This window comes from Roseococcus thiosulfatophilus (assembly GCF_017311575.1).
GTDB lineage: Bacteria > Pseudomonadota > Alphaproteobacteria > Acetobacterales > Acetobacteraceae > Roseococcus > Roseococcus thiosulfatophilus.
Genome location: NZ_JAFFQY010000033.1, coordinates 121,197 through 140,163, shown reverse-complemented (window position 1 = coordinate 140,163; position 18,967 = coordinate 121,197). Strand labels below are relative to the sequence as shown.

Sequence of the window (18,967 nt, the reverse complement as noted above, 5' to 3'; positions counted from 1 at the left end):
GAAGGGGGTGGTGCCGACGGCGAGAATCGAACTCGCGACCTACCGATTACGAATCGGTTGCACTACCGCTGTGCTACGTCGGCCCAGATCCGCGGCGGGGCAGGGCCCACCGCGCTGACGGCCCGCTCTTAGCCCCGCCGCGCCGCCCGCGCAACCGGGCTTGCCTCGATGCGGCAAGGCGCCATCTGCATTGCGCGCAATTTCGCGCCCCGTGCTACCAGCGGACATGGCCCTCGAACCCGACCTCCTGCTCGACCGGCGTCGCCTCAAGCGGCAGCTCGCCTTCTGGCGCACCACCCTCGTCCTCGGCGTGGTGGTGGGCTTGGCCGTCATCTTCGGCGGGCCCGGGCCCGCCGCCAGCGTGCTGGGCGGGCAGCATGTGGCCCGGCTGACGCTGGCGGGCACCATCAGCGAGGACCGCCGCACCCTGCGCCTGCTGGAACGCGCCGCGCGCGATGACGACATGCGGGCCCTTCTGGTCATGATCAACAGTCCGGGCGGGTCGGTCGCGGGTGGCGAGGCCTTCCACGCCGCCATCGCCCGCGTGCGCGCGGCCGGCAAGCCGGTGGTGGCCGTGATGGGCGGCACCGCCGCCTCGGCCGGATACATGGTGGCCCTGCCGGCGCACCGCATCTTCGCCCGCGAATCCACGCTGACGGGCTCCATCGGCGTGCTGCTGCAAAGCTTCAACGCGGCGGAATTGCTGGAAAGCCTGGGCGTTCAGCCGGAAAGCATCACCTCCGGCCCGCTGAAGGACCAGCCCAGCCCCTTCCGCCCGCTGACCGAGGAGGGGCGCGCCACGCTGGCCGCCGTGGTCGAGGACATGCAGTCCCAGTTCGTCGCCATGGTCGCCGCCGGGCGCGACATGCCCGAGGCCCAGGTGCGCGCCGTGGCCGATGGTCGCGTCATGACCGGCCGCCAGGCGATGGCGCTGGGGCTGCTCGATGCCATCGGCGGCGAGGCCGAGGCGCGCGTCTGGCTCGCGGAACAGCACGACGTCCCGCGCGATCTCAGGGTGCGCGACCTGGACCCGCGCGGCACGGCCGAACGTGCACTTTCCTCCATGTCGGATGCCTTCTGGGGAGGAGCTTCGCGCCTGCTTCGCGCGGAAGGCCTATTTCCCTGGCAAATTTCGCTTCGATAAACGCTGAACATCCTGCAATCTTGACCACATCGGGTTGTGTGGACGTACGAAGTCGCGAGGAGCGCCATGACAAAAAGCGAGTTGATCGCGCATCTGGCCACCCAGCACCCGCATTTGCGGCAGCCGGACGTGGAACTTGTGGTTGGTACGATCTTCGAGGAGATCAGCAAGGCCCTCGCGCGCGGGGACCGGGTGGAACTGCGCGGCTTCGGCGCCTTCACCACGCGCAAGCGCGACGCCCGCCAGGGCCGCAACCCCCGCACCGGCGAGAGCGTGGCCGTGGCCAGCAAGGGCATGCCGCATTTCCGCCCGGGCAAGGAACTGCGGATCCGCGTCAATGGCGGCCAGGACCCCGGCGAGGGCGCCTGACCCGCCCCGGCTGACGCCGCCGCGATTCCGGGGTAACGCATGCGGCATGCTCGCTCGTCCCCAAGCCCCGGGCGGCCGCCTGATCGCGGCCCTCGATACCCCGCGCCTCGATGAGGCCCTGTCCCTCGCCGACAGCATGGGGGGTGCCCCCGCCGTGCTGAAGCTGGGGCTGGAGCTGTTCTGTGCCGAGGGGCCGGCGGCGCTGGACGCGCTGACCGCCCGCGCGCCGGTCTTCCTGGACGTGAAGCTGCACGACATTCCGAACACCGTGGCCGGCGCGGTGCGCGCCCTCTGCCCCCGTGGGCCCGCTATGATCACGCTGCATGCCGGCGGCGGCGCCGCCATGATCACGGCTGCGCGCGAGGCGGCGGAGGCGGCCGGCGGAGCGCGCCCCATCCTGCTCGCCGTCACGGTGCTGACCAGCATGGACGCGGCCACCCTGCACGAGGTGGGCGTGGCCGGTGGCCCGGCCCAGCAGGTGCTGCGCCTGGCGCGCATGGCGCTCTCGGCCGGCGCCGATGGCCTGGTCTGCTCCGCGCGGGAAGTGGCGCTGATCCGCGACGCGCTGGGCGAGGAGCCGCTGCTGGTCGTGCCCGGCATCCGCCCGGCCGGCAGCGCCCATGGTGATCAGGCGCGCGTCGCCACCCCGGAGGAGGCCGTGGCCGCCGGTGCCGACTGGATCGTGGTGGGCCGGCCCATCACCGCCGCCCCCGACCCCGGCGCTGCCGCCCGCGCCATCGTGGCGGCGCTGCCGCGATGAGCGTCTGGGTGAAGGTCTGCGGTATCGCGACCCCCGAATCCCTGGCGGCGGCTGCCCAAGCGGGCGCGGATGAGGTGGGTTTCGTGTTCTTCCCCGCCTCGCCCCGCGCGCTGACGCCGGAACAGGCGGGTGCCCTCTCGGCCACGCTCGAGGGCGGGCCGGGAAGGGTGGGCCTCTTCGTGGACCCGACCGACGAGGAACTGGCGGAAACGCTGGCCGCCGTGCCGCTCGACACCATCCAGCTCCATGGCGAGGAGACGCCCGCCCGCGTCGCCGAAATCCGCGCCCGCTTCCGCCGCCCGGTGATGAAGGCGCTGGGCATCGCGACCGAGGCCGACCTTGCCGCCATCCCGCCCCACGCCGCGGTGGCGGACCGGCTGCTGCTGGACGCCAAGGCGCCGCCCGGCGCCGCGCTGCCCGGGGGCAACGCCCAGCCCTTCGAATGGCGCCTGGTGCGAGGCTTCGCGGTCGGCCGGCCCTGGCTGCTGGCCGGCGGCCTCACGCCGCACAATGTCGCCGAGGCCATCGCCACCTCTGGCGCGCCGGGTGTGGATGCCTCTTCCGGGCTGGAGAGGGAGCGCGGGGTGAAGGACCCCGCCCTGGTCGCCGCCTTCGTCAAGGCCGCGCGGGGCAGCTGACAGCCGGCGCCGTCCGGGCCCGCACGATCCGGGGTTGGGGAAAGCCGCGCGCTTGGCTATCACTGTCGGCCCCGGGGGGCCGCACCGCCCCCCGCGCACCTCAGTCCCGGGAACGCTCCGTTGAACAAGCCCCTCACGCGCCCGAACACCTATCGCAGCGGCCCCGACGCCGCCGGCAAGTTCGGCGGCTTCGGCGGCCGCTATGTGGCCGAGACGCTGATGCCCCTCATCCTCGAGGTGGAGCAGGCCTACAACGCCGCCAAGGCGGACCCGACCTTCGACGCGGAGTGGCGACGCCTGCTGACGCATTATGTCGGCCGCCCCAGCCCCCTCTGGTATGCCGAGCGCGTGACGGAACATCTCCGCGCCGAGGCCGCGCCCGGCATGGGGGCCAAGGTCTATTTCAAGCGCGATGAGCTGAACCACACGGGTGCCCACAAGATTAACGCGGTGCTGGGCCAGATCCTGCTGGCCAAGCGCATGGGCAAGAAGCGCATCATCGCCGAGACGGGCGCGGGCCAGCACGGCGTCGCCACCGCCACCGCCTGCGCGCTGTTCAACCTGCCCTGCACCGTCTTCATGGGCGCCACCGACGTGGCCCGCCAGCAGCCCAACGTCTTCCGCATGAAGCTGCTGGGCGCCGAGGTGGTGGCGGTCGAATCCGGCGCCGCCACGCTGAAGGACGCGATGAACGAGGCGTTGCGCCACTGGGTCGCGAATGTGGAGGACACCTACTACTGCATCGGCACCGTGGCCGGCCCGCACCCCTATCCCGTCATGGTGCGCGACTTCCAGAGCGTGATCGGCAGCGAGACCCGCGCCCAGATGATTGAGGCCGAGGGCCGCCTTCCCGACGTGCTCGTGGCGGCGATCGGCGGCGGGTCCAACGCCATGGGCCTGTTCCATCCCTTCCTGGACGATGCCGATGTGCGGATGCTGGGCGTGGAGGCGGGTGGCCATGGCGTGGACACCGTCACCGGCCATGCGGCGAGCCTTACGGGCGGCCGCCCCGGCGTGCTGCACGGCAACCGCACCTACCTGCTGCAGGACGAGCACGGGCAGATCCTGGAAGGCCATTCGATCAGCGCCGGCCTCGACTACCCCGGCGTGGGGCCGGAGCACGCCTGGCTGCATGAGCTGGGCCGGGTGGAATATGTGAACGCCACCGATGACGAGGCGCTGGCCGCCTTCCAGCTCTGCTCGCGCCTCGAGGGCATCATTCCCGCGCTGGAGCCCGCGCATGCGCTGGCCCATGTGATCAAGGTGGCGCCGACGCTGCCCGAGAGCACGCTGATCGTGATGAACATGTGCGGCCGGGGCGACAAGGACATCTTCACCGTCGCCCGCCTGCTGGGGGAGGAGTTCTGATGTCCGCCACCGCGACCGAATCCCGCCCCGTGGCCGCCACCGGCTCGCGCATCGCCGCCCGTTTCGCGGCCCTGCGCGCCGAAGGACGGGGCGCGCTGATCCCCTTCCTCGAAGCCTATGACCCCGACCGCGCGACCAGCATGGAGATCCTGCGCGGGATGCCGGGCGCGGGCGCCGACCTCATCGAGATCGGCGTGCCCTTCACCGACCCGATGGCGGATGGGCCCATCATCCAGCTCGCGGGCCAGCGCGGGTTGAAGGCGGGTGCGACGCTCGGCGGCACGCTGGAAATGGTGCGGGAATTCCGCGCGGGCGATTCCGAGACGCCCGTGATCCTGATGGGCTACCTGAACCCCGTCCTTTCCTATGGGGCCGAGCGCTTCGTGGCCGACGCCGCCGCCGTCGGCGTGGACGGCCTGATCGTCGTGGACATGCCGCCCGAGGAGGCCGAGGTCCTGGCGCCGCATGCGCAGGCCGCGGGGCTCGACATCATCCGCCTCGTCGCCCCCACCACGGATGCGGCGCGGCTGCCGGTGGTGCTGAACGCCTCCTCCGGCTTCGTCTACTATGTCGCCATCACCGGCATCACCGGCACGCGCAGCGCGGACCCCGAGGCGCTGGAAGCCGCCATCCCGCGCATCCGCGCGCACACGGACCTGCCCATCTGCATCGGCTTCGGGGTGCGGACGCCCGAGCAGGCGGGGCATGCGGCGCGCGTCTCGGACGGCGCGGTGGTGGCCTCGGCGTTGATCGAGACCATGTCGCGCACCCTGGATGGTGAGGGCCGGGCCACCCCTGGCACGGCGCAAGCCATGCTGGACCAGGTGCGGGCGCTGGCGGCCGCGGTGCGCGGGGCGCGTTGAGGGGGCGCCTCGCCCTCAACCTTCGGGCGCACCATGCGTTTCAAGCCCCGCAACAGCGGGACGCATGACCATGACTCACGCCGAACCGCCGGAGATGGTCACCGATCCCTTCCGGGATCTGTCGGGGCCCATGGCGGACCGCATGCGCCAGCACGACTGGCCGACCACCTCCTTCGGCCCGCCCGACGGCTGGCCAACCCCGCTCTGCACCCTGCTGCGGCTGATGCTCTCGGCCAACCAACCCATGTTCATCGGCTGGGGGCAGGAGGCTCGCATCCTCTACAACGAGGCCTATGCCGAGGTGCTGGCCGACAAGCACCCGGCCGCCCTGGGCGAACCGCTGCTGGAGGTGTGGTCCGAAATCCGCGAGGACCTCTCCCCCATCCTCGCGGAGGTGCAGGCGAGCCGCCCGGTCCACATGGACCAGATCCGGCTGAACATGCTCCGGCGGGGATACCTGGAGGAGACCTTCTTCGCCTTCTCCTACACCCCCATCCAGGACGAGGCGGGCGCGTGGGCCGGGCTGTTCTGCGCCTGCACGGAGACCACCGCACAAGTGCGCCTGCAAAGGGCGCTGGCCGAGAGCGAGGCGCGCGCGAGCCGCCTGCTGGAGAGCATCACCGACGGTTTCATCGCCATCTCGCCCGATTGGCGCATCGCCTTCCTGAACCGCCAGGGCGAGCGCATCCTCGGTCCCTTGCAGCGCGGCAGCACGAGCTTCCGCGGCGCCTCCTTCTGGGAGGCCTTTCCCGAGGTGGTGGGCACCCCCTTCGAGGCGGTCTATCGCCGCGCCATGGACCAGGGCGTCGCCGGCAGCACGGAGGCCTATTTCGCCCCGCTCGACACCTGGTTCGACCTGCGGGCCTATCCCACGGCCGATGGCATTTGCGGCCATTTCCTGGATGTGGGCGAGCGTAAGCGCGCCGAGCGTCACCGCGAACTGCTGATCCATGAGCTGGACCACCGCGTGAAGAACACGCTGGCCATCGTCCAGGCCATCGCGTCGCAGACCTTCCGCGCGACGCCCGCCCTGGCCGAGCCCACCCGCGCCTTCCAGCAGCGGCTGGGCGCCCTGGGCGCGGCGCACAACCTGCTGACGCGGCAGAGCTGGGACCATGTCTCGCTGGAAGCGCTGGCGACCGAGGTGACGGCCAGCGCCTGCGACCGGCCGGAGCGCGTCACCTTGCAAGGCCCCGAGGTGATGCTGCCGCCCAAGGCGGCCATCACGCTGGCGATGGCGCTGCACGAACTCTGCACCAATGCGCTGAAGCATGGCGCGCTGACGACCGATGCGGGGCGGGTGGACCTCGACTGGAGCGAGGCGGGGCCGGGCGACTTCTGGCTGATGTGGCGCGAATGGGATGGGCCGGCCCTGCAGCCGCCCAGCCATCGCGGCTTCGGCCTGCGCATGATCGAACAGGCGCTGGCGCAGGAATTCCATGGCCAGGTCTCGCTCGAGTTCCGGCCCGAGGGGCTGGTCTGCACGCTGCGCGGCCGGCTGCCGCTGGACGGCTGACCCCGCTTGGCCGAGCATTCGCCCCCAAGGGATGGAGGCGAAGATGGCGCAGGTGGGTTTCGTGGGCTTGGGCATGATGGGGCGCCCCATGGCGGGCAACCTGGTGGCCAAGGGGGTGTCGCTCAGGACGCATGACGCCGCGGGCCAGGCCATCGAGGGAGCGGAGGCCGTGGGCCTGGAAGGCCTGGCACCCTGCGACACCATCATCCTCATGCTGCCCGACAGCCCCGCCGTGGCCGCGGTGATGGAAGGGCTGCTGCCCGTTCTGCGGCCCGGCGCGCTGGTGATCGACATGGGCAGCTCCGTCCCCGCCGAGACGCGGCGCTGGGCGGCGGCGCTGGAGGCCCGCGACTGCGCCATGCTGGACGCGCCCGTCTCGGGCTCGGTCCCCAAGGCGCGGGCGGGGACGCTTGCCATCATGGTGGGCGGTGCCCCCGCCGATGTGGCGCGCGCCGACGCGCTGCTGCGGCTGATGGGCGAGGCCATCATCCCCACCGGCCCGGTGGGCAGCGCCCATGCGATGAAGGCGCTGAACAACTACGTCTATGCGGCCGGGCTCCTGGCGGTGAGCGAGGCCGCGTTGATGGCCGAGGCGGAGGGGCTGGACCTGAACATCCTCACCGCCGTGATGAACGCGAGCTCGGGCCGCAACATCGCGACCGAGACGAAGCTGGCGCAGGAGATCATCACCGCGCGCTATGCCGGCGGCTTCCAGCTCGGCCTCATGCGGAAGGACCTGGAGACGGCGGGGCGCATTGCCGCCGGCACCGGCACGGCCCATGCGCTGCTCGACCTCTGCCGGGCGCAATGGGGCGCGGCGGTGGAGCGGCTGGGGCCCAAGGCCGACAACACCGAGATCCATCGCCATCTGAAGGGCTGACCTCAGGCGGCGCCCTTGCGCTCGGCCAACAGGTCGCGGATTTCGGTGAGCAGCCGCACATCGGCGGGTGGGACCGGGGGCTTCGCGGCCTCCTGCTTCTTTTCGTGCTCCAGGCGGCGGCGGACGCTGTTCAGCCCCTTCACCATCAGGAAGACGATCCAGGCCAACAGCAGGAAGTTCAGCACCACGGTGGCGAAGTTGCCATAGGCCAGCACCGCGCCCTGGGCGCGGGCCGCTTCCAGCGTGGTGGCCGTGACGGCGGGCGAGAGGGGCAGGAAGTAGTTGGAATAGTCCAGCCCGCCGATGATCGCCCCCGCGATGGGCATGATGATGTCACTCACCAGCGAGGACACGATCCGCCCGAAGGCGGTGCCGATGACGACGCCCACCGCCAGGTCCATGACATTGCCCCTGGCGATGAACTCCCGGAATTCCTTCAGCATCGGCACCTTCCCGCAAGTTGAGATGCGAGCGTAACGCCTCAACCCAGCTTGTGGTTGGCCATGGCCTCCAGCGCCTGCACCAGGCCCGAGTGGTCCCAGCCCTCGCCGCCCATGGCCGCGCAGGCCGAGAACAGCTGCTGCGCGGAGGCGGTGTTGGGCAGCGCCACGCCCAGTTCCTTCGCCGATTGCAGGGCGAGGTTCAGGTCCTTCTGGTGCAGCTTGATGCGGAAGCCCGGGTTGAAGGTGCGGTTGATCATCCGCTCGGCATGGACTTCCAGGATGCGGCTGTTGGCGAAGCCGCCCATCAACGCCTGGCGCACCTTGGCGGGGTCGGCGCCGGCCTTGGAGGCGAAGACCAGCGCCTCGGCCACCGCCTCGATGTTCAGCGCCACGATGATCTGGTTCGCGACTTTCGTGGTCTGCCCCGCGCCATTGGGGCCGACGAGGGTGATGTTCTTGCCCATCGCCTCAAAGAGCGGCAGGGCGCGGGCGAAGGCGGCCTCCGGCCCGCCCACCATGATGGTGAGTGCCGCGTTCTTCGCACCCACCTCACCGCCGGAGACGGGCGCGTCGAGATAGTCGCAGCCCAGCGCGTTCACGCGCGCGGCATAATCCTTGGTGGCGGTGGGGCTGATCGAGGACATGTCGATGACCAGCTTGCCCGCGGAAAGCCCCGCGGCCACGCCGCCCTCGGCGAAGAGCGCGCGCTCCACATCGGGCGTGTCGGGCACCATGATGATGATGACCTCGGCGGCCTTTGTGGCGGCGGTGGCGTCGGGCACGATGGTGAAGTTGGCGCGCGCCTCGGGCTTCAGGCTGGCGCGTTCGGGCGCGATGATCTCGTGGCCGGCGCGGGCCAGGTTCTCGGCCATGGGCTGGCCCATGATGCCGAGGCCGATGAATGCGATCTTCATGTGGCGTCTCTCCTTGGAAATCAGGCCCGATAGGGCGCGAACCAGCCGAGCCCGGCCAGCGTCTCGCCCTTGGGCCGGTATTCGCAGCCGATCCAGCCGCGATAGCCGCTGGCGTCAATGGCGTCGAAGACGAAGGGCCAGTTGACCTCGCCGGTGCCGGGCTCGTGGCGGCCGGGCGTGTCGGCCACCTGCATGTGGGCGATGTAGGGCAGGAGTTCGCCCGCGCGGCGGGACACATCGCCCTCCGTGATCTGGCAGTGGTAGAGGTCGAACTGCAGCCCCAGCCGCTCCGGCCCCACCGCTTCAATGACGGCCACCGCCTCGCTGGTGCGGTTCAGGAAGAAGCCCGGGATGTCGCGGTGGTTGATGGGCTCGATGATGGGCTTCACGCCCACCTTCATGCATTCCTCCGCCGCCCAGTCGAGGTTGGCGGCGTAGGTGCCGAGCAGCGTGTCGCGCGGGACGCCGGCGGGGGTCAGGCCCGCCATGACGTGCAGCCGCGGGCAGGAGAGGGCGGCGCTATATTCGAGCCCGCGCTTGATCCCTTCGCGGAATTCGGCGCGGCGGTCGGGCAGGCAGGCGGTGCCGCGCTCGCCATTGTTCCAGTCGCCCGGCGGGCCGTTGAACAGGACCTGGGCGAGCCCCTGGTCCTTCAGGCGCGTCGCGATCTCGGCGGCGGGGAATTCATAGGGGAAGAGGAATTCCACCGCCTCGAAGCCTGCCGCGCGCGCGGCGGCGAAGCGGTCCAGGAAGGCGAGTTCGTTGAACATCATGGAAATATTCGCTGCGAAGCGCGGCATGGCCCGTTTCCCCTCCTGGCGTCGAAGCGCCCGTCATCCGGCGCGACGATGGACCAAACGCCCCGATCTGCCCAGACGCGGCGCATTGTGGCGGGTGGCGCGCCGTAGCATGCTCATCCCATGCCCCTGATCCGTTTCATCACGCATCCGGAGGTCATCATCGACCCCGCCGTTCCGGTGCCGGACTGGAAGCTCTCCGCCGAAGGCTTGCGCCGCACGGCGGCCATGCTGGAGCGACCCTGGGTGGCAGGCATCCGCGCTGTCTTCACCAGCGCCGAGCGCAAGGCGCGCGACATGGCGGCGCCCCTGGCGGCGCATCTGGACCTCTCGCCCGTCGAGGACGAGGCCTTGGGCGAGAATGACCGCTCCGCCACCGGCTATTTGCCCAAGGCCGAGTTCGAGCGCGTGGCCGACGCCTTCTTCGCCAACCCCTTCACCAGCATCCGCGGCTGGGAACGTGCCGTGGATGCGCAGCGCCGCATCGTCGCCGCGGTGGACCGCGTCATCGCCACCGCCCCGGCCGAGGGCGACGTGGCGATCATTTCCCATGGCGGGGTGGGCGCGCTTCTGCTCTGCCATCTGACGGGCGCGCCCATCAGCCGTGCGAAGGACCAGCCCGGCGGCGGTGGCGGCAACGTCTTCGCCTTCGATGCCAGGACGCGGGCGCTGCACCATGGCTGGCGCCCGATCGAGGCCTGACGTCACGCGTTGCCCGTCAGGTACTCCATCGCCGCCCGCACACCCTCGGGCTTGTGCGGCACGCCCGCGATCCGCAGCCCCATCTCGATGCCCGAGAGCGTGGCCATGAGCTGCAATTCGCTGATGTCGCCCAGATGCCCGATGCGGAAGACGCGGTCGTTCAGCTGGCCGAGGCCGTTGCCGAGCGACATGTTGAACCGCTCCACGATGGCGGCACGCAGCGCATTGGCGCTGTGGCCCTCCGGCAGGCGCACGCCCGTCAGCACCGAGGAATAATGCCGCGGCTCCTGGCACTGCACCTCCAGCCCCCAGGCGCGCACGGCGCGGCGGGTGGCCTCAGCCATGCGGCCATGGCGGGCGAAGACGTTCTCGAGCCCCTCCTCCAGCAGCATGTCGAGCGCGGTGTCGAGCGCGTAGAGCATGTTCGTCGCCGGCGTGTAGGGGAAATAGCCGGTGGCGTTGGACGCGATCATCGGCTTCCAGTCCCAGAAGCTGCGCGGCAGCTTCGCCGTGTCGCCGGCCTTGAGCGCCTTGGCGCTGACCGCGTTGAAGGACAGGCCCGGCGGCAGCATCAGCCCCTTCTGTGAGCCCGAGACCGTGACGTCCACGCCCCATTCATCGTGCCGGTAGTCCATGGAAGCCAGGCCGCTGATGGTGTCCACCAGCAGCAGGGCCGGGTGGCCGGCGGCATCAATGGCGGCGCGGACCTCGGCGATGCGGCTGGTGCAGCCTGTGCTCGTCTCGTTGTGCACCACGCAGACGGCCTTGATCTCATGGCCCTTGTCGGCGCGGAGATATTCCTCGATGCGCGCGGGCTCGGCGCCGCGGCGCCAGTCGCCCTTCAGGAATTCGGGGCGGATGTCGAGGCGCTCGGCCATCTCGCGCCAGAGGCTCGCGAACCAGCCCGTCTCGCACATCAGCACGCGATCGCCGGGAGAGAGGGTGTTGACCAGCGCCGCCTCCCAGGCCCCTGTGCCGGAGGCGGGGTAGATGACGACGTGGCTCTGGGTTTGGAAGACCTTCTTGACCTTGTCGAGGATCATCTTGCCCATCACGCCGAAATCCGGGCCGCGATGGTCCATGGTGGGGTTGTCCATGGCGCGCAGCACCCGGTCCGGCACGTTGGACGGGCCCGGGATTTGCAGGAAATGGCGGCCGGGCGTGGTGCGGGTCTGGAAATAGGCCATGACGATCCTCCTGTGCTGCGGCCCGGTGTGCCCCAGATCGCGCCCCCGCGCCAATGAGTTCGGCTTGTGCGCGGGATGAGGATTATCCATCTGACGCCGCGCCGCTTCGGGGCTAGATAGGGCGACATGAACGCCATGCCCGCACAGATCGGCGACAGCCGCCTCGCCCAGCGCCTGCAACGCGAAACGGAAGGGGAGGTGCTGTTCACCCCCGCCGATCGCGGCCGCTATGCCACCGATGCCTCGATCTACCAGGTCGAGCCCATCGGCGTGCTGGTCCCCAAGACGGCCGCGGATGTGGAAGCCGCGATGGCCATCTGCCGCGAGGAGGGAGTGCCCGTCCTGCCGCGCGGCGGCGGCACCAGCCAATGCGGGCAGACGGTGAACCGCGCCCTGGTGCTGGATTGCACGAAGCATCTGCGCCGCGTGCTAAACGTGGAGGGCGAGACGGCGCGGGTGGAGCCGGGCATCACGCTGGGCGCGCTGAACGAGGCGCTGAAGCCTTCGGGAAAATTCTTTCCGGTGGACCCCAGCACCTGGGCGCGCTGCACCATCGGCGGCATGGCGGGGAACAATTCCTGCGGGTCCAAGTCCATCCGCTACGGGCTGATGGCCGACAATGTGCGGGCCATTGACGGCATCCTGGCTGACGGTTCGCGCCATATCTTCGGCGAGGGGCTGCCTAACACGGACCTCGTTGCCCGCCTGCATGCGTTGGGGGAGCGCGAGGCCGCCGAGATCGCCGAACGCTTCCCCGAACAGCTTCGCCGCGTGGGCGGCTACAACCTGGATGCGCTGACGCCGGCCGCCCGGGTCGCCGGCCGTGGCAACCTGGCGCGGCTGCTGGTGGGCAGCGAAGGGACGCTGGCCTTCTCGGCCGCGCTCGATCTCAAGCTCTGGCCCATCAAGCCGCGCAAGGTGGTGGGCATCTGCCAATTCCCCACCTTCCGCCGCGCCATGGAGGCGTCCAAGCACCTCGTCACGCTCGACCCCGAGGCGGTGGAGCTGGTGGACCGCACGATGATCGAGCTGGGGCGCTCCATCCCCATCTACCGCCCCATCATCGAGCGCATGTTGATCGGGGAGCCTGACAGCCTGCTGATCGTCGAGTTCCACGGCCATGAGGATGCGCCGCTGCTGGCCGCGCTGGACCGGCTGGAGGAGATGATGGGCGACCTCGGCCTGCCCGGCATGGTGGTGCGCGCGACGGACGCGGCGTTCCAGGCCGAGGTGGCGGAGGTCCGCGAGGCCGGCCTCAACATCATGATGTCCATGAAGGGCGACGCGAAGCCCGTCTCCTTCATCGAGGACGCGGCCGTCTCCCTGGAGGATCTGCCGGACTACACCGAGCGCCTGACTTCCGTCTTCGACAAGCACGGCGTGAAGGGCACCTGGTATGCCCATGCCAGCGTGGGCTGCCTGCATGTGCGCCCCGTGCTGAACATGAAGGATGGTGGCGATGTGCGCCGCATGCGCGAGATCGCGGAGGAATGCTTCGCCCTGGTGCGCGAATACAAGGGCAGCCATTCCGGCGAGCACGGCGATGGCATCGTCCGCTCGGAATTCCATGAGAGCATGTTCGGCCCGCGCATCGTGCGCGCCTTTGAGGCGGTGAAGGATGAGTTCGACCCGAACGGCCTCCTCAACCCCGGCCGCGTCGTTCGCCCGCCGCGCATGGATGACCGCACGCTGTTCCGCTACGGCCCGGACTATGCCGCCCTGCCAGTGACGCCGGCGCTCGACTGGTCCGCCTGGCCCGGCCCGCAGCGCGGCCTGCTGGGTGCCGTGGAGATGTGCAACAACAACGGCACCTGCCGGAAGTTCGACGCCAATGTCATGTGCCCGAGCTATCGCGTCACGCGCGAGGAGCAGCACCTGACGCGCGGCCGCGCCAACACGCTGCGCCTGGCGCTGACCGGGCAGATCCCTGGCGGCATCGGCGGCGAGGCGGCGGTGGAGGCCATGTCCCTCTGCGTCTCCTGCAAGGGCTGCAAGCGCGAATGTCCGACCGGCGTGGACATGGCGCGCATGAAGATCGAGGTGCTGGCTGCGCGCAACGCGCGCCAGGGCGTGCCGCTCAAGGACCGGTTGATCGCGACGCTGCCGCGCTGGGCGGGCATGGCCTCGGCGGTGCCCTTCCTGGCGAACCTGCGCGATGCCATCCCTGGCCTCGCGAAGCTGTCGGAGAAGCTGCTGGGGCTGTCGGCCGAACGCTCCCTGCCGCGCTTCCGCCGCGATGCCTTCCGCGATGGCGAGGCCCGCGCGGGCAGCGGCACGAAGGAGGTGCTGCTTTTCGCCGACACCTTCAACCGGCATTTCGAGCCGGAAAACCTCCGCGCCGCCGTGCGCGTGCTGGCGGCCTCCGGCTACAGCGTGAAGCCGGCACAAGGGGAGGGGGGGCGCCCGCTCTGCTGCGGCCGCACCTACCTCGCCGCCGGCATGGTGGAGGAGGCGCGGGCCGAGGCGCGCCGCACCCTCGCGGCCCTGGCGGGGTCCGATGCGCCGGTGCTGGGCCTCGAACCTTCCTGCCTGATGACGCTGCGCGACGAGTTCACCGCCCTGCTGCCTGGCGCCGAGAGCGAGGCGCTTTCGAAGCGCGCCTTCCTCGCCACCGAGTTCCTGGAGAAGGAAGGCACGCTGCCCGCGCTCAAGCCCGTGGCGGCGGCCGCCCACATCCATGGCCATTGCCACCAGAAGGCCTTCGGCGCCTTCCCCGCCGCGGTGAAGGCGTTGCGGCGCGTGCCGGGCATGGAGGTGAAGCCCATCGCATCGTCCTGCTGCGGCATGGCCGGCGCCTTCGGCTATGAGGCGCGGAACATCGAGGCCTCCAAGGCCATGGCCGAACTCTCGCTGCTGCCCGCCGTGCGCGCCGCCCCCGCCGACGACATCATCGTGGCCGACGGCACCTCCTGCCGCCACCAGATCCAGGATCTGTCGGGGCGCGAGGCCCTGCACTCCATCCGCGTGCTGGAGCGGGGCTTGTGAAGGCCGTCCTGGACTTTTGGTTCGCGGACGGGCCCGACACGCCCCGCAAGGCCTGGTTCCAGCGCGATGACGCTTTCGACGCCGAAATCCGCGCCCATTTCGGCCCCCTCGTCCCCGCCGCGCGGGAGGGCGCGCTGGATGGCTGGGCCGCCACGCCCGAGGGCGCGCTGGCCTTGCTGATCCTGCTCGACCAGTTCCCCCGCAACCTGTTCCGCGGCCACCCCGACGCCTTCGCCAGCGACCCGCACGCGCTGGGCCTGGCACGGGAACTGGTGCTGCGCCAGCGCATGGATCTGCGCGTGACGCCCACCCAGCGCCCCTTCTTCTACCTGCCCTTCGAGCACGCCGAGGATATGGCGGCGCAGGACCTCTCGGTGGCCCTGTTCGAGGGGCTGCGTGACCACCCCGCCGCTGCCGCCCCGGGCGGCAGCATTGACTATGCTTGGCGGCATCGCGTCGTCATCGCGCGCTTCGGCCGCTTTCCCCACCGCAACGCCACGCTCGGCCGGGACAGCACGCCAGCGGAACTGACCTATCTGGCCCAGCCCGGCGCCGGATTCTGAAGGACCATCCATGCAACTCGTCGGCCGTTTCCTCTCCCCCTTTGTGCGGCGCGTAGCCGCGACGCTGAATCTCTACGGCATGGAGTTCACCTCACTGCCGCTGGCCACCACCACTGACGGCGCGGCCATCGCCGGCTACAACCCGGTGGGCCGCGTGCCGAGCCTGATCCTGGAGGATGGCGAGGTGCTGGTGGACAGCAACGCCATCCTCGACCACCTGGACGAGGTGATGGGTGAGGCGGCCCTGACGCCCCATGCCGGCGCTGAGCGTCGCCTCGTGCTGCGCGCCACCGCCATCGGCGTCGGCGTCATGGAAAAGACCGTCCAGGCCTATTACGAAACCATCCGTCGGCCGGAGGCGCTGCGCTGGGCCGAGGGGGCTGCGAATTTGCAGGCCCAGGCGCAGGGCGGTTTCGCGGCGCTGGAGGCCATGGCGGAGGGGGATTTCCTCCGCCTCGGCCGCCTGACCCAGGCGGATGTGACGGCCGTCGTGGCGCTCGACTTTGCGGCCAAGGTACTGCCTGGCCTGGTGGAAGGCCGCTATCCGCGCCTGCACGCCCTCAGCGCCCGGCTGAACGCCGACGCGCGGGTGGGGAGCACGGCGTTCAAAGGGTGATTCCGCTTCACGCTTTGTTCAGGCCGCGCCGGGCATATCCCTGGCGCGGCCAAAAGGCGGTACCTCCCATTGCTCCAAAATAATGCATGCTGCATTGCAGCAAAAAGGTCTTGATCCCTGTCCTGACCTCCCCATAATGTTACGCATACGGGAGAAATCGCTGCACGGCCCTTCACGCCGACCCCGTCAGGGGGAGGCACCGGACGAAAGAGGGTCAGATGCAACGTCGTCAACTTCTAGCCACCGCCACTGGGCTGGTCCTTCCCGCCCCGGCCCTGCTTCTTCACCGCCGCGCCGAGGCCGCCCAGCGCCTGGCCGAGCCGGACCCCGTGGATGTGGAGCTGGTCCTGGCCGTGGATGTCTCCCGCTCGGTGGACGCCGTCGAGATGGAGATGCAGTTCAATGGCTACGCCTCCGTCTTCCGCGATCGTTCCTTCATCGAGGCCATGACGCACGGGCCCATCGGCAGCATCGCCGTCACGCTCTTCACCTGGTCCGACTGGAACATCCAGGAACACCTGGTGCCCTGGGCGAAGCTGGACAGCCCCGCCGCCGCCGAACGCTTCGCCGCCGCGATCGATGCCGCGCCGCGGCGCACCCATCTCTACACCTCCATCTCCGCCGCCATTGATTTCGCCTCCACCCTGTTCGGCCGCGGCTATGAGGGCACGCGCCGCGTCGTGGACATCTCGGGCGACGGCATCAACAATTCCGGCCGGGAGGTCGCGGATGCGCGGCGCGAGGCGCTGGAGAAGGGCATCGTGCTGAACGGCCTGGCCGTGCTCGACCGCACGCCGCCGCCCCCGGGGCTGATGGCCACCCAGCCGCTGGACGAGTATTTCCAGGAACGTGTCATCGGCGGCCCCGGCGCCTTCCTGATGGTGGCGGACGGCTTCGAGAGCTTCGGCCAGGCGGTGCGCCGCAAGATCATCCGCGAGATCGCGGCCGCTCCTCCGCCAGGGCCCCGCGTGGAACGCGCCTACGGCTAGAGCGCTTGGTCTAGCTTGCGGCGGGCGCGGCGAGCCTCCATCGTTCGGCACCCCCGGACGAGGAACCTGCCATGCCCGCGACGCTGCGCCTGCACACCTGGCCCACCCCCAATGGCCACAAGGTCCATATCCTGCTGGAGGAGCTAGGCCTGCCCTATGAGGTGGTGCCCGTGAACATCGGTGCGGGCGAGCAGTTCCGCCCCGAATTCCTCGCCATCACGCCCAATCACCGCATCCCCGCCATCGAGGACCCCGAGGGGCCGGACGGTCAGCCCCTCGCGCTCTTCGAAAGCGCGGCCATCATGATCTATCTGTGCGAGAAGACCGGCAGCGCCCTGCTGCCGGCCTCGGGCGCGGCACGCCACATCTGCCTGCAATGGCTGATGTTCCAGATGGGCGGCGTGGGGCCCATGTTCGGCCAGTACAACCACTTCGCGGCCTATGCGCCGGAGAAGATCCCCTACGCCATCACCCGCTATTCCAACGAGGTGCAGCGCCTGCACCGCGTGCTGGAGAAGCGCCTGGCGGAGGCCGAATACCTGGGCGGCGACGCCTACACCATCGCCGACATCGCGACCTTCCCCTGGGTTCGGAACCCCGATCGCCGCGGCATTGATCTCGCGCATTTCCCGAATGTGAAACGCTGGCACGATGCCATCGCGGCCCGCCCGGCCGTCCAGCGCGGCGTCCAGGTCCTGGCCGAGCGCCAGCGCCAGGGTCAGATCACGGACAAGGAACGCGAGAACATGTTCGGCGCCACACAGTTCCAGGCCAGGTGACACATGGCCGAGATTGATCACATCGTCCTCGGCGCCCGCACGCTCGAGGAGGGTGCCGCCTTCGTCGAACGTCTGCTGGGCGTGAAGCCCCAGCCGGGCGGCCGACATGAGGGGGCCGGCACGCACAACATGCTGCTGGGCCTCGGCCCCGACTGCTACCTCGAGATCATCGCCGCGGACCCGGCCCAGCCCGAGCCGCCGCACCCGCGCCTGTTCGACCTGGATGACGCGGCCACGCGCACCATGCTCGAGTCGGAGCCGCGGCTGCTGAGCTGGGTGGCGCGCACGCCCGCCATGGACGCCGTGATGTCCCGCCTCGGGCCGCGCGGCGGCGAAATCCGTGAGATGCAGCGCGGCGACCTGCACTGGCGCATGGCCATCCCGCCGCAGCGGCAGGACATGGACAACCTCATCCCCGCCCTCATCGAGTGGAAGGGAGAGCGCGCGGGCAAGCGCCTGCGCGACAGCCATTTCCGCCTGGTGGGGTTGGAGGCCGAGCACCCGGAGGCGGACCAGGTCCATGCCGCCCTGCAGGAGCGCGGCCTGGGCGAGGCGCTGTTGGTGAAGCGCGGCGCGCATCCGCGGTTGATCGCGAAGCTGCGCGGGCCGAAGGGCGACGAGATGGCGCTGACAAGCCGGTAACCGCGTCGGCCCCCGCCGGACAGGGCGACATGCCCGGTTCGGCGGGGTTTTCGTGGCGCATGGGGGCGTGTTAATCCAATCGGAATGTCAGCACCCTTCCGCCAAGCCGCGGCCCCGCAAGGCGCCGGTGCCGTCGCCTTGCGCGCCGCGCGCCGGGCGTCGTCAGGCCGCGCCGGGCCGGTAGCGCCACACGCTGGCGGGCGGGAAGTTGAGCGGCGTCCAGGCGAGGCGCCGCGCCCCCAGCGAAAGCTTGTCGTAGGGCAGGGGCGAGGTGATGCAGTAGGTGTAGAGCAGGAAGCCCTTGCCGGGCGCCACGCTCTCCACCGCGTCCACGAAGGCCTGCTGGCGCTCCAGCGGCAGCAGCACCAGCGGGATGCCGCAGATGGCCGTCCCGATTCGGTTCTGCATGTGGGCGGGCAGGGCGTTCTTCAGGTCGAAGGCATCGCCGCAGATCACGTTCACGCCGGGCAGGCTCTCGCGCAGGAACTCGGCCATCTCGGGCACGATCTCGACCACGATGAGCTTGTGCGCGGGCACGCCGGCGGCCAGCAGGGCCCGGGAGATGACGCCGGTGCCCGCCCCCAGTTCCAGCACATATTCCTCCGGCTCCCGCTCCACCGCCGCGGCGATGCGGCGGCACAACGCCGGCGAGGACGGAATGATGGACCCCATCTGAAGGGGGTTGCGCAGCCAGCGCTTGAAGAACAGGCTGGCGTTGGCCGTCTCGCCCTTGGGGCTGGAAGATTGCGGCCCCTGCTGCGGCCGTGCGGGGGTGTTGATGCCGGGGGTGATTTCGGACACGTGGCACTCCT

Annotated in this window: 20 protein-coding genes and 1 tRNA gene; 15 read left to right on the top strand and 6 right to left on the bottom strand. The window is 70.3% G+C overall.

Annotation, left to right across the window (positions count from 1 at the left end):
- Positions 1–8: 8 nt before the first annotated feature.
- Positions 9–83: transfer RNA gene (locus JTN19_RS12425), tRNA-Thr, on the bottom strand.
- Positions 84–226: 143 nt separating this feature from the next.
- On the opposite strand from JTN19_RS12425, the gene sppA reads away from it, so the two are divergent.
- From sppA to JTN19_RS12385, 8 genes are all read left to right on the top strand, one after another.
- Positions 227–1,144 carry a signal peptide peptidase SppA gene (sppA, locus tag JTN19_RS12420; protein ID WP_206933015.1) on the top strand — a complete coding sequence of 306 codons (918 nt, stop codon included), beginning with the start codon at positions 227–229 and terminating at the stop codon, positions 1,142–1,144.
- Between the two features lie 66 nt (positions 1,145–1,210).
- Positions 1,211–1,513: an integration host factor subunit beta gene (ihfB, locus tag JTN19_RS12415; protein ID WP_184386350.1), complete on the top strand. Its 303-nt coding sequence runs from the start codon at positions 1,211–1,213 to the stop codon at positions 1,511–1,513.
- Between the two features lie 46 nt (positions 1,514–1,559).
- Entirely contained in the window at positions 1,560–2,273 is a 714-nt protein-coding gene (pyrF, locus tag JTN19_RS12410; RefSeq protein ID WP_206933013.1) for an orotidine-5'-phosphate decarboxylase, read from the top strand.
- Positions 2,270–2,911, top strand: coding sequence for a phosphoribosylanthranilate isomerase (locus JTN19_RS12405; RefSeq protein WP_206933011.1), 642 nt, complete (start codon positions 2,270–2,272; stop codon positions 2,909–2,911). The genes pyrF and JTN19_RS12405 overlap by 4 nt, the downstream gene beginning before the upstream one ends.
- Before the next feature lie 120 nt (positions 2,912–3,031).
- Positions 3,032–4,279: a tryptophan synthase subunit beta gene (gene trpB / locus JTN19_RS12400; protein WP_206933009.1), complete on the top strand. Its 1,248-nt coding sequence runs from the start codon at positions 3,032–3,034 to the stop codon at positions 4,277–4,279.
- Positions 4,279–5,142: a tryptophan synthase subunit alpha gene (gene trpA / locus JTN19_RS12395; RefSeq protein ID WP_206933007.1), complete on the top strand. Its 864-nt coding sequence runs from the start codon at positions 4,279–4,281 to the stop codon at positions 5,140–5,142. Before trpB ends, trpA begins: the two co-directional genes overlap by 1 nt.
- 64 nt (positions 5,143–5,206) lie before the next feature.
- Complete coding sequence (locus JTN19_RS12390) at positions 5,207–6,658, top strand: sensor histidine kinase (RefSeq protein ID WP_206933005.1); 1,452 nt, start codon at positions 5,207–5,209, stop codon at positions 6,656–6,658.
- Positions 6,659–6,701: 43 nt separating this feature from the next.
- Positions 6,702–7,538 carry an NAD(P)-dependent oxidoreductase gene (locus JTN19_RS12385; RefSeq protein ID WP_206932996.1) on the top strand — a complete coding sequence of 279 codons (837 nt, stop codon included), beginning with the start codon at positions 6,702–6,704 and terminating at the stop codon, positions 7,536–7,538.
- A 2-nt stretch (positions 7,539–7,540) separates the two neighbouring features.
- Here JTN19_RS12385 and mscL read toward each other — a convergent pair whose 3' ends face one another.
- Genes mscL through otnI form a run of 3 tightly spaced genes read right to left on the bottom strand, consistent with a single transcriptional unit; the run spans position 7,541 to position 9,695 of the window.
- Positions 7,541–7,981, bottom strand: a complete 441-nt coding sequence (gene mscL / locus JTN19_RS12380) for a large conductance mechanosensitive channel protein MscL (RefSeq protein ID WP_191084073.1) — start codon at positions 7,979–7,981, stop codon at positions 7,541–7,543.
- Positions 7,982–8,019: 38 nt separating this feature from the next.
- The gene (locus tag JTN19_RS12375) at positions 8,020–8,895 is read right to left on the bottom strand and encodes a 2-hydroxy-3-oxopropionate reductase (protein ID WP_206932992.1); all 876 of its coding nucleotides are present in this window, start codon (positions 8,893–8,895) and stop codon (positions 8,020–8,022) included.
- Positions 8,896–8,915: 20 nt separating this feature from the next.
- Positions 8,916–9,695, bottom strand: coding sequence for a 2-oxo-tetronate isomerase (gene otnI / locus JTN19_RS12370; RefSeq protein ID WP_206932982.1), 780 nt, complete (start codon positions 9,693–9,695; stop codon positions 8,916–8,918).
- Between the two features lie 120 nt (positions 9,696–9,815).
- Here otnI and JTN19_RS12365 point away from each other — a divergent pair, with 120 nt between their 5' ends.
- Positions 9,816–10,394: a histidine phosphatase family protein gene (locus tag JTN19_RS12365; RefSeq protein ID WP_242531095.1), complete on the top strand. Its 579-nt coding sequence runs from the start codon at positions 9,816–9,818 to the stop codon at positions 10,392–10,394.
- A 2-nt stretch (positions 10,395–10,396) separates the two neighbouring features.
- On the opposite strand, the gene JTN19_RS12360 is transcribed toward JTN19_RS12365, so the two are convergent.
- Positions 10,397–11,581 (bottom strand): pyridoxal-phosphate-dependent aminotransferase family protein, encoded by a 1,185-nt coding sequence (locus JTN19_RS12360; protein ID WP_206932980.1) that lies wholly within the window; start codon positions 11,579–11,581, stop codon positions 10,397–10,399.
- 126 nt (positions 11,582–11,707) lie between these two features.
- On the opposite strand from JTN19_RS12360, the gene JTN19_RS12355 reads away from it, so the two are divergent.
- From JTN19_RS12355 to JTN19_RS12330, 6 genes are all read left to right on the top strand, one after another.
- On the top strand, positions 11,708–14,566 hold the full coding sequence (locus JTN19_RS12355) for an FAD-binding and (Fe-S)-binding domain-containing protein (protein ID WP_206932977.1): 2,859 nt from the start codon (positions 11,708–11,710) through the stop codon (positions 14,564–14,566).
- Positions 14,563–15,129: a DUF924 family protein gene (locus JTN19_RS12350; RefSeq protein ID WP_206932969.1), complete on the top strand. Its 567-nt coding sequence runs from the start codon at positions 14,563–14,565 to the stop codon at positions 15,127–15,129. The genes JTN19_RS12355 and JTN19_RS12350 overlap by 4 nt, the downstream gene beginning before the upstream one ends.
- A gap of 10 nt (positions 15,130–15,139) precedes the next feature.
- On the top strand, positions 15,140–15,745 hold the full coding sequence (locus JTN19_RS12345) for a glutathione S-transferase family protein (RefSeq protein ID WP_206932967.1): 606 nt from the start codon (positions 15,140–15,142) through the stop codon (positions 15,743–15,745).
- Positions 15,746–15,963: 218 nt separating this feature from the next.
- A complete protein-coding gene (locus tag JTN19_RS12340; RefSeq protein WP_206932965.1) occupies positions 15,964–16,734 on the top strand; it encodes a DUF1194 domain-containing protein in 771 nt (256 codons plus the stop codon).
- A 71-nt stretch (positions 16,735–16,805) separates the two neighbouring features.
- Positions 16,806–17,513, top strand: a complete 708-nt coding sequence (locus tag JTN19_RS12335; RefSeq protein WP_206932963.1) for a glutathione S-transferase family protein — start codon at positions 16,806–16,808, stop codon at positions 17,511–17,513.
- Positions 17,514–17,516: 3 nt separating this feature from the next.
- The gene (locus JTN19_RS12330) at positions 17,517–18,155 is read left to right on the top strand and encodes a VOC family protein (RefSeq protein WP_206932961.1); all 639 of its coding nucleotides are present in this window, start codon (positions 17,517–17,519) and stop codon (positions 18,153–18,155) included.
- A 162-nt stretch (positions 18,156–18,317) separates the two neighbouring features.
- Here the strand turns inward: JTN19_RS12330 and JTN19_RS12325 are convergent, their stop codons facing one another.
- The gene (locus JTN19_RS12325; RefSeq protein ID WP_340643324.1) at positions 18,318–18,956 is read right to left on the bottom strand and encodes a class I SAM-dependent methyltransferase; all 639 of its coding nucleotides are present in this window, start codon (positions 18,954–18,956) and stop codon (positions 18,318–18,320) included.
- Between the last annotated feature and the right edge of the window lie 11 nt (positions 18,957–18,967).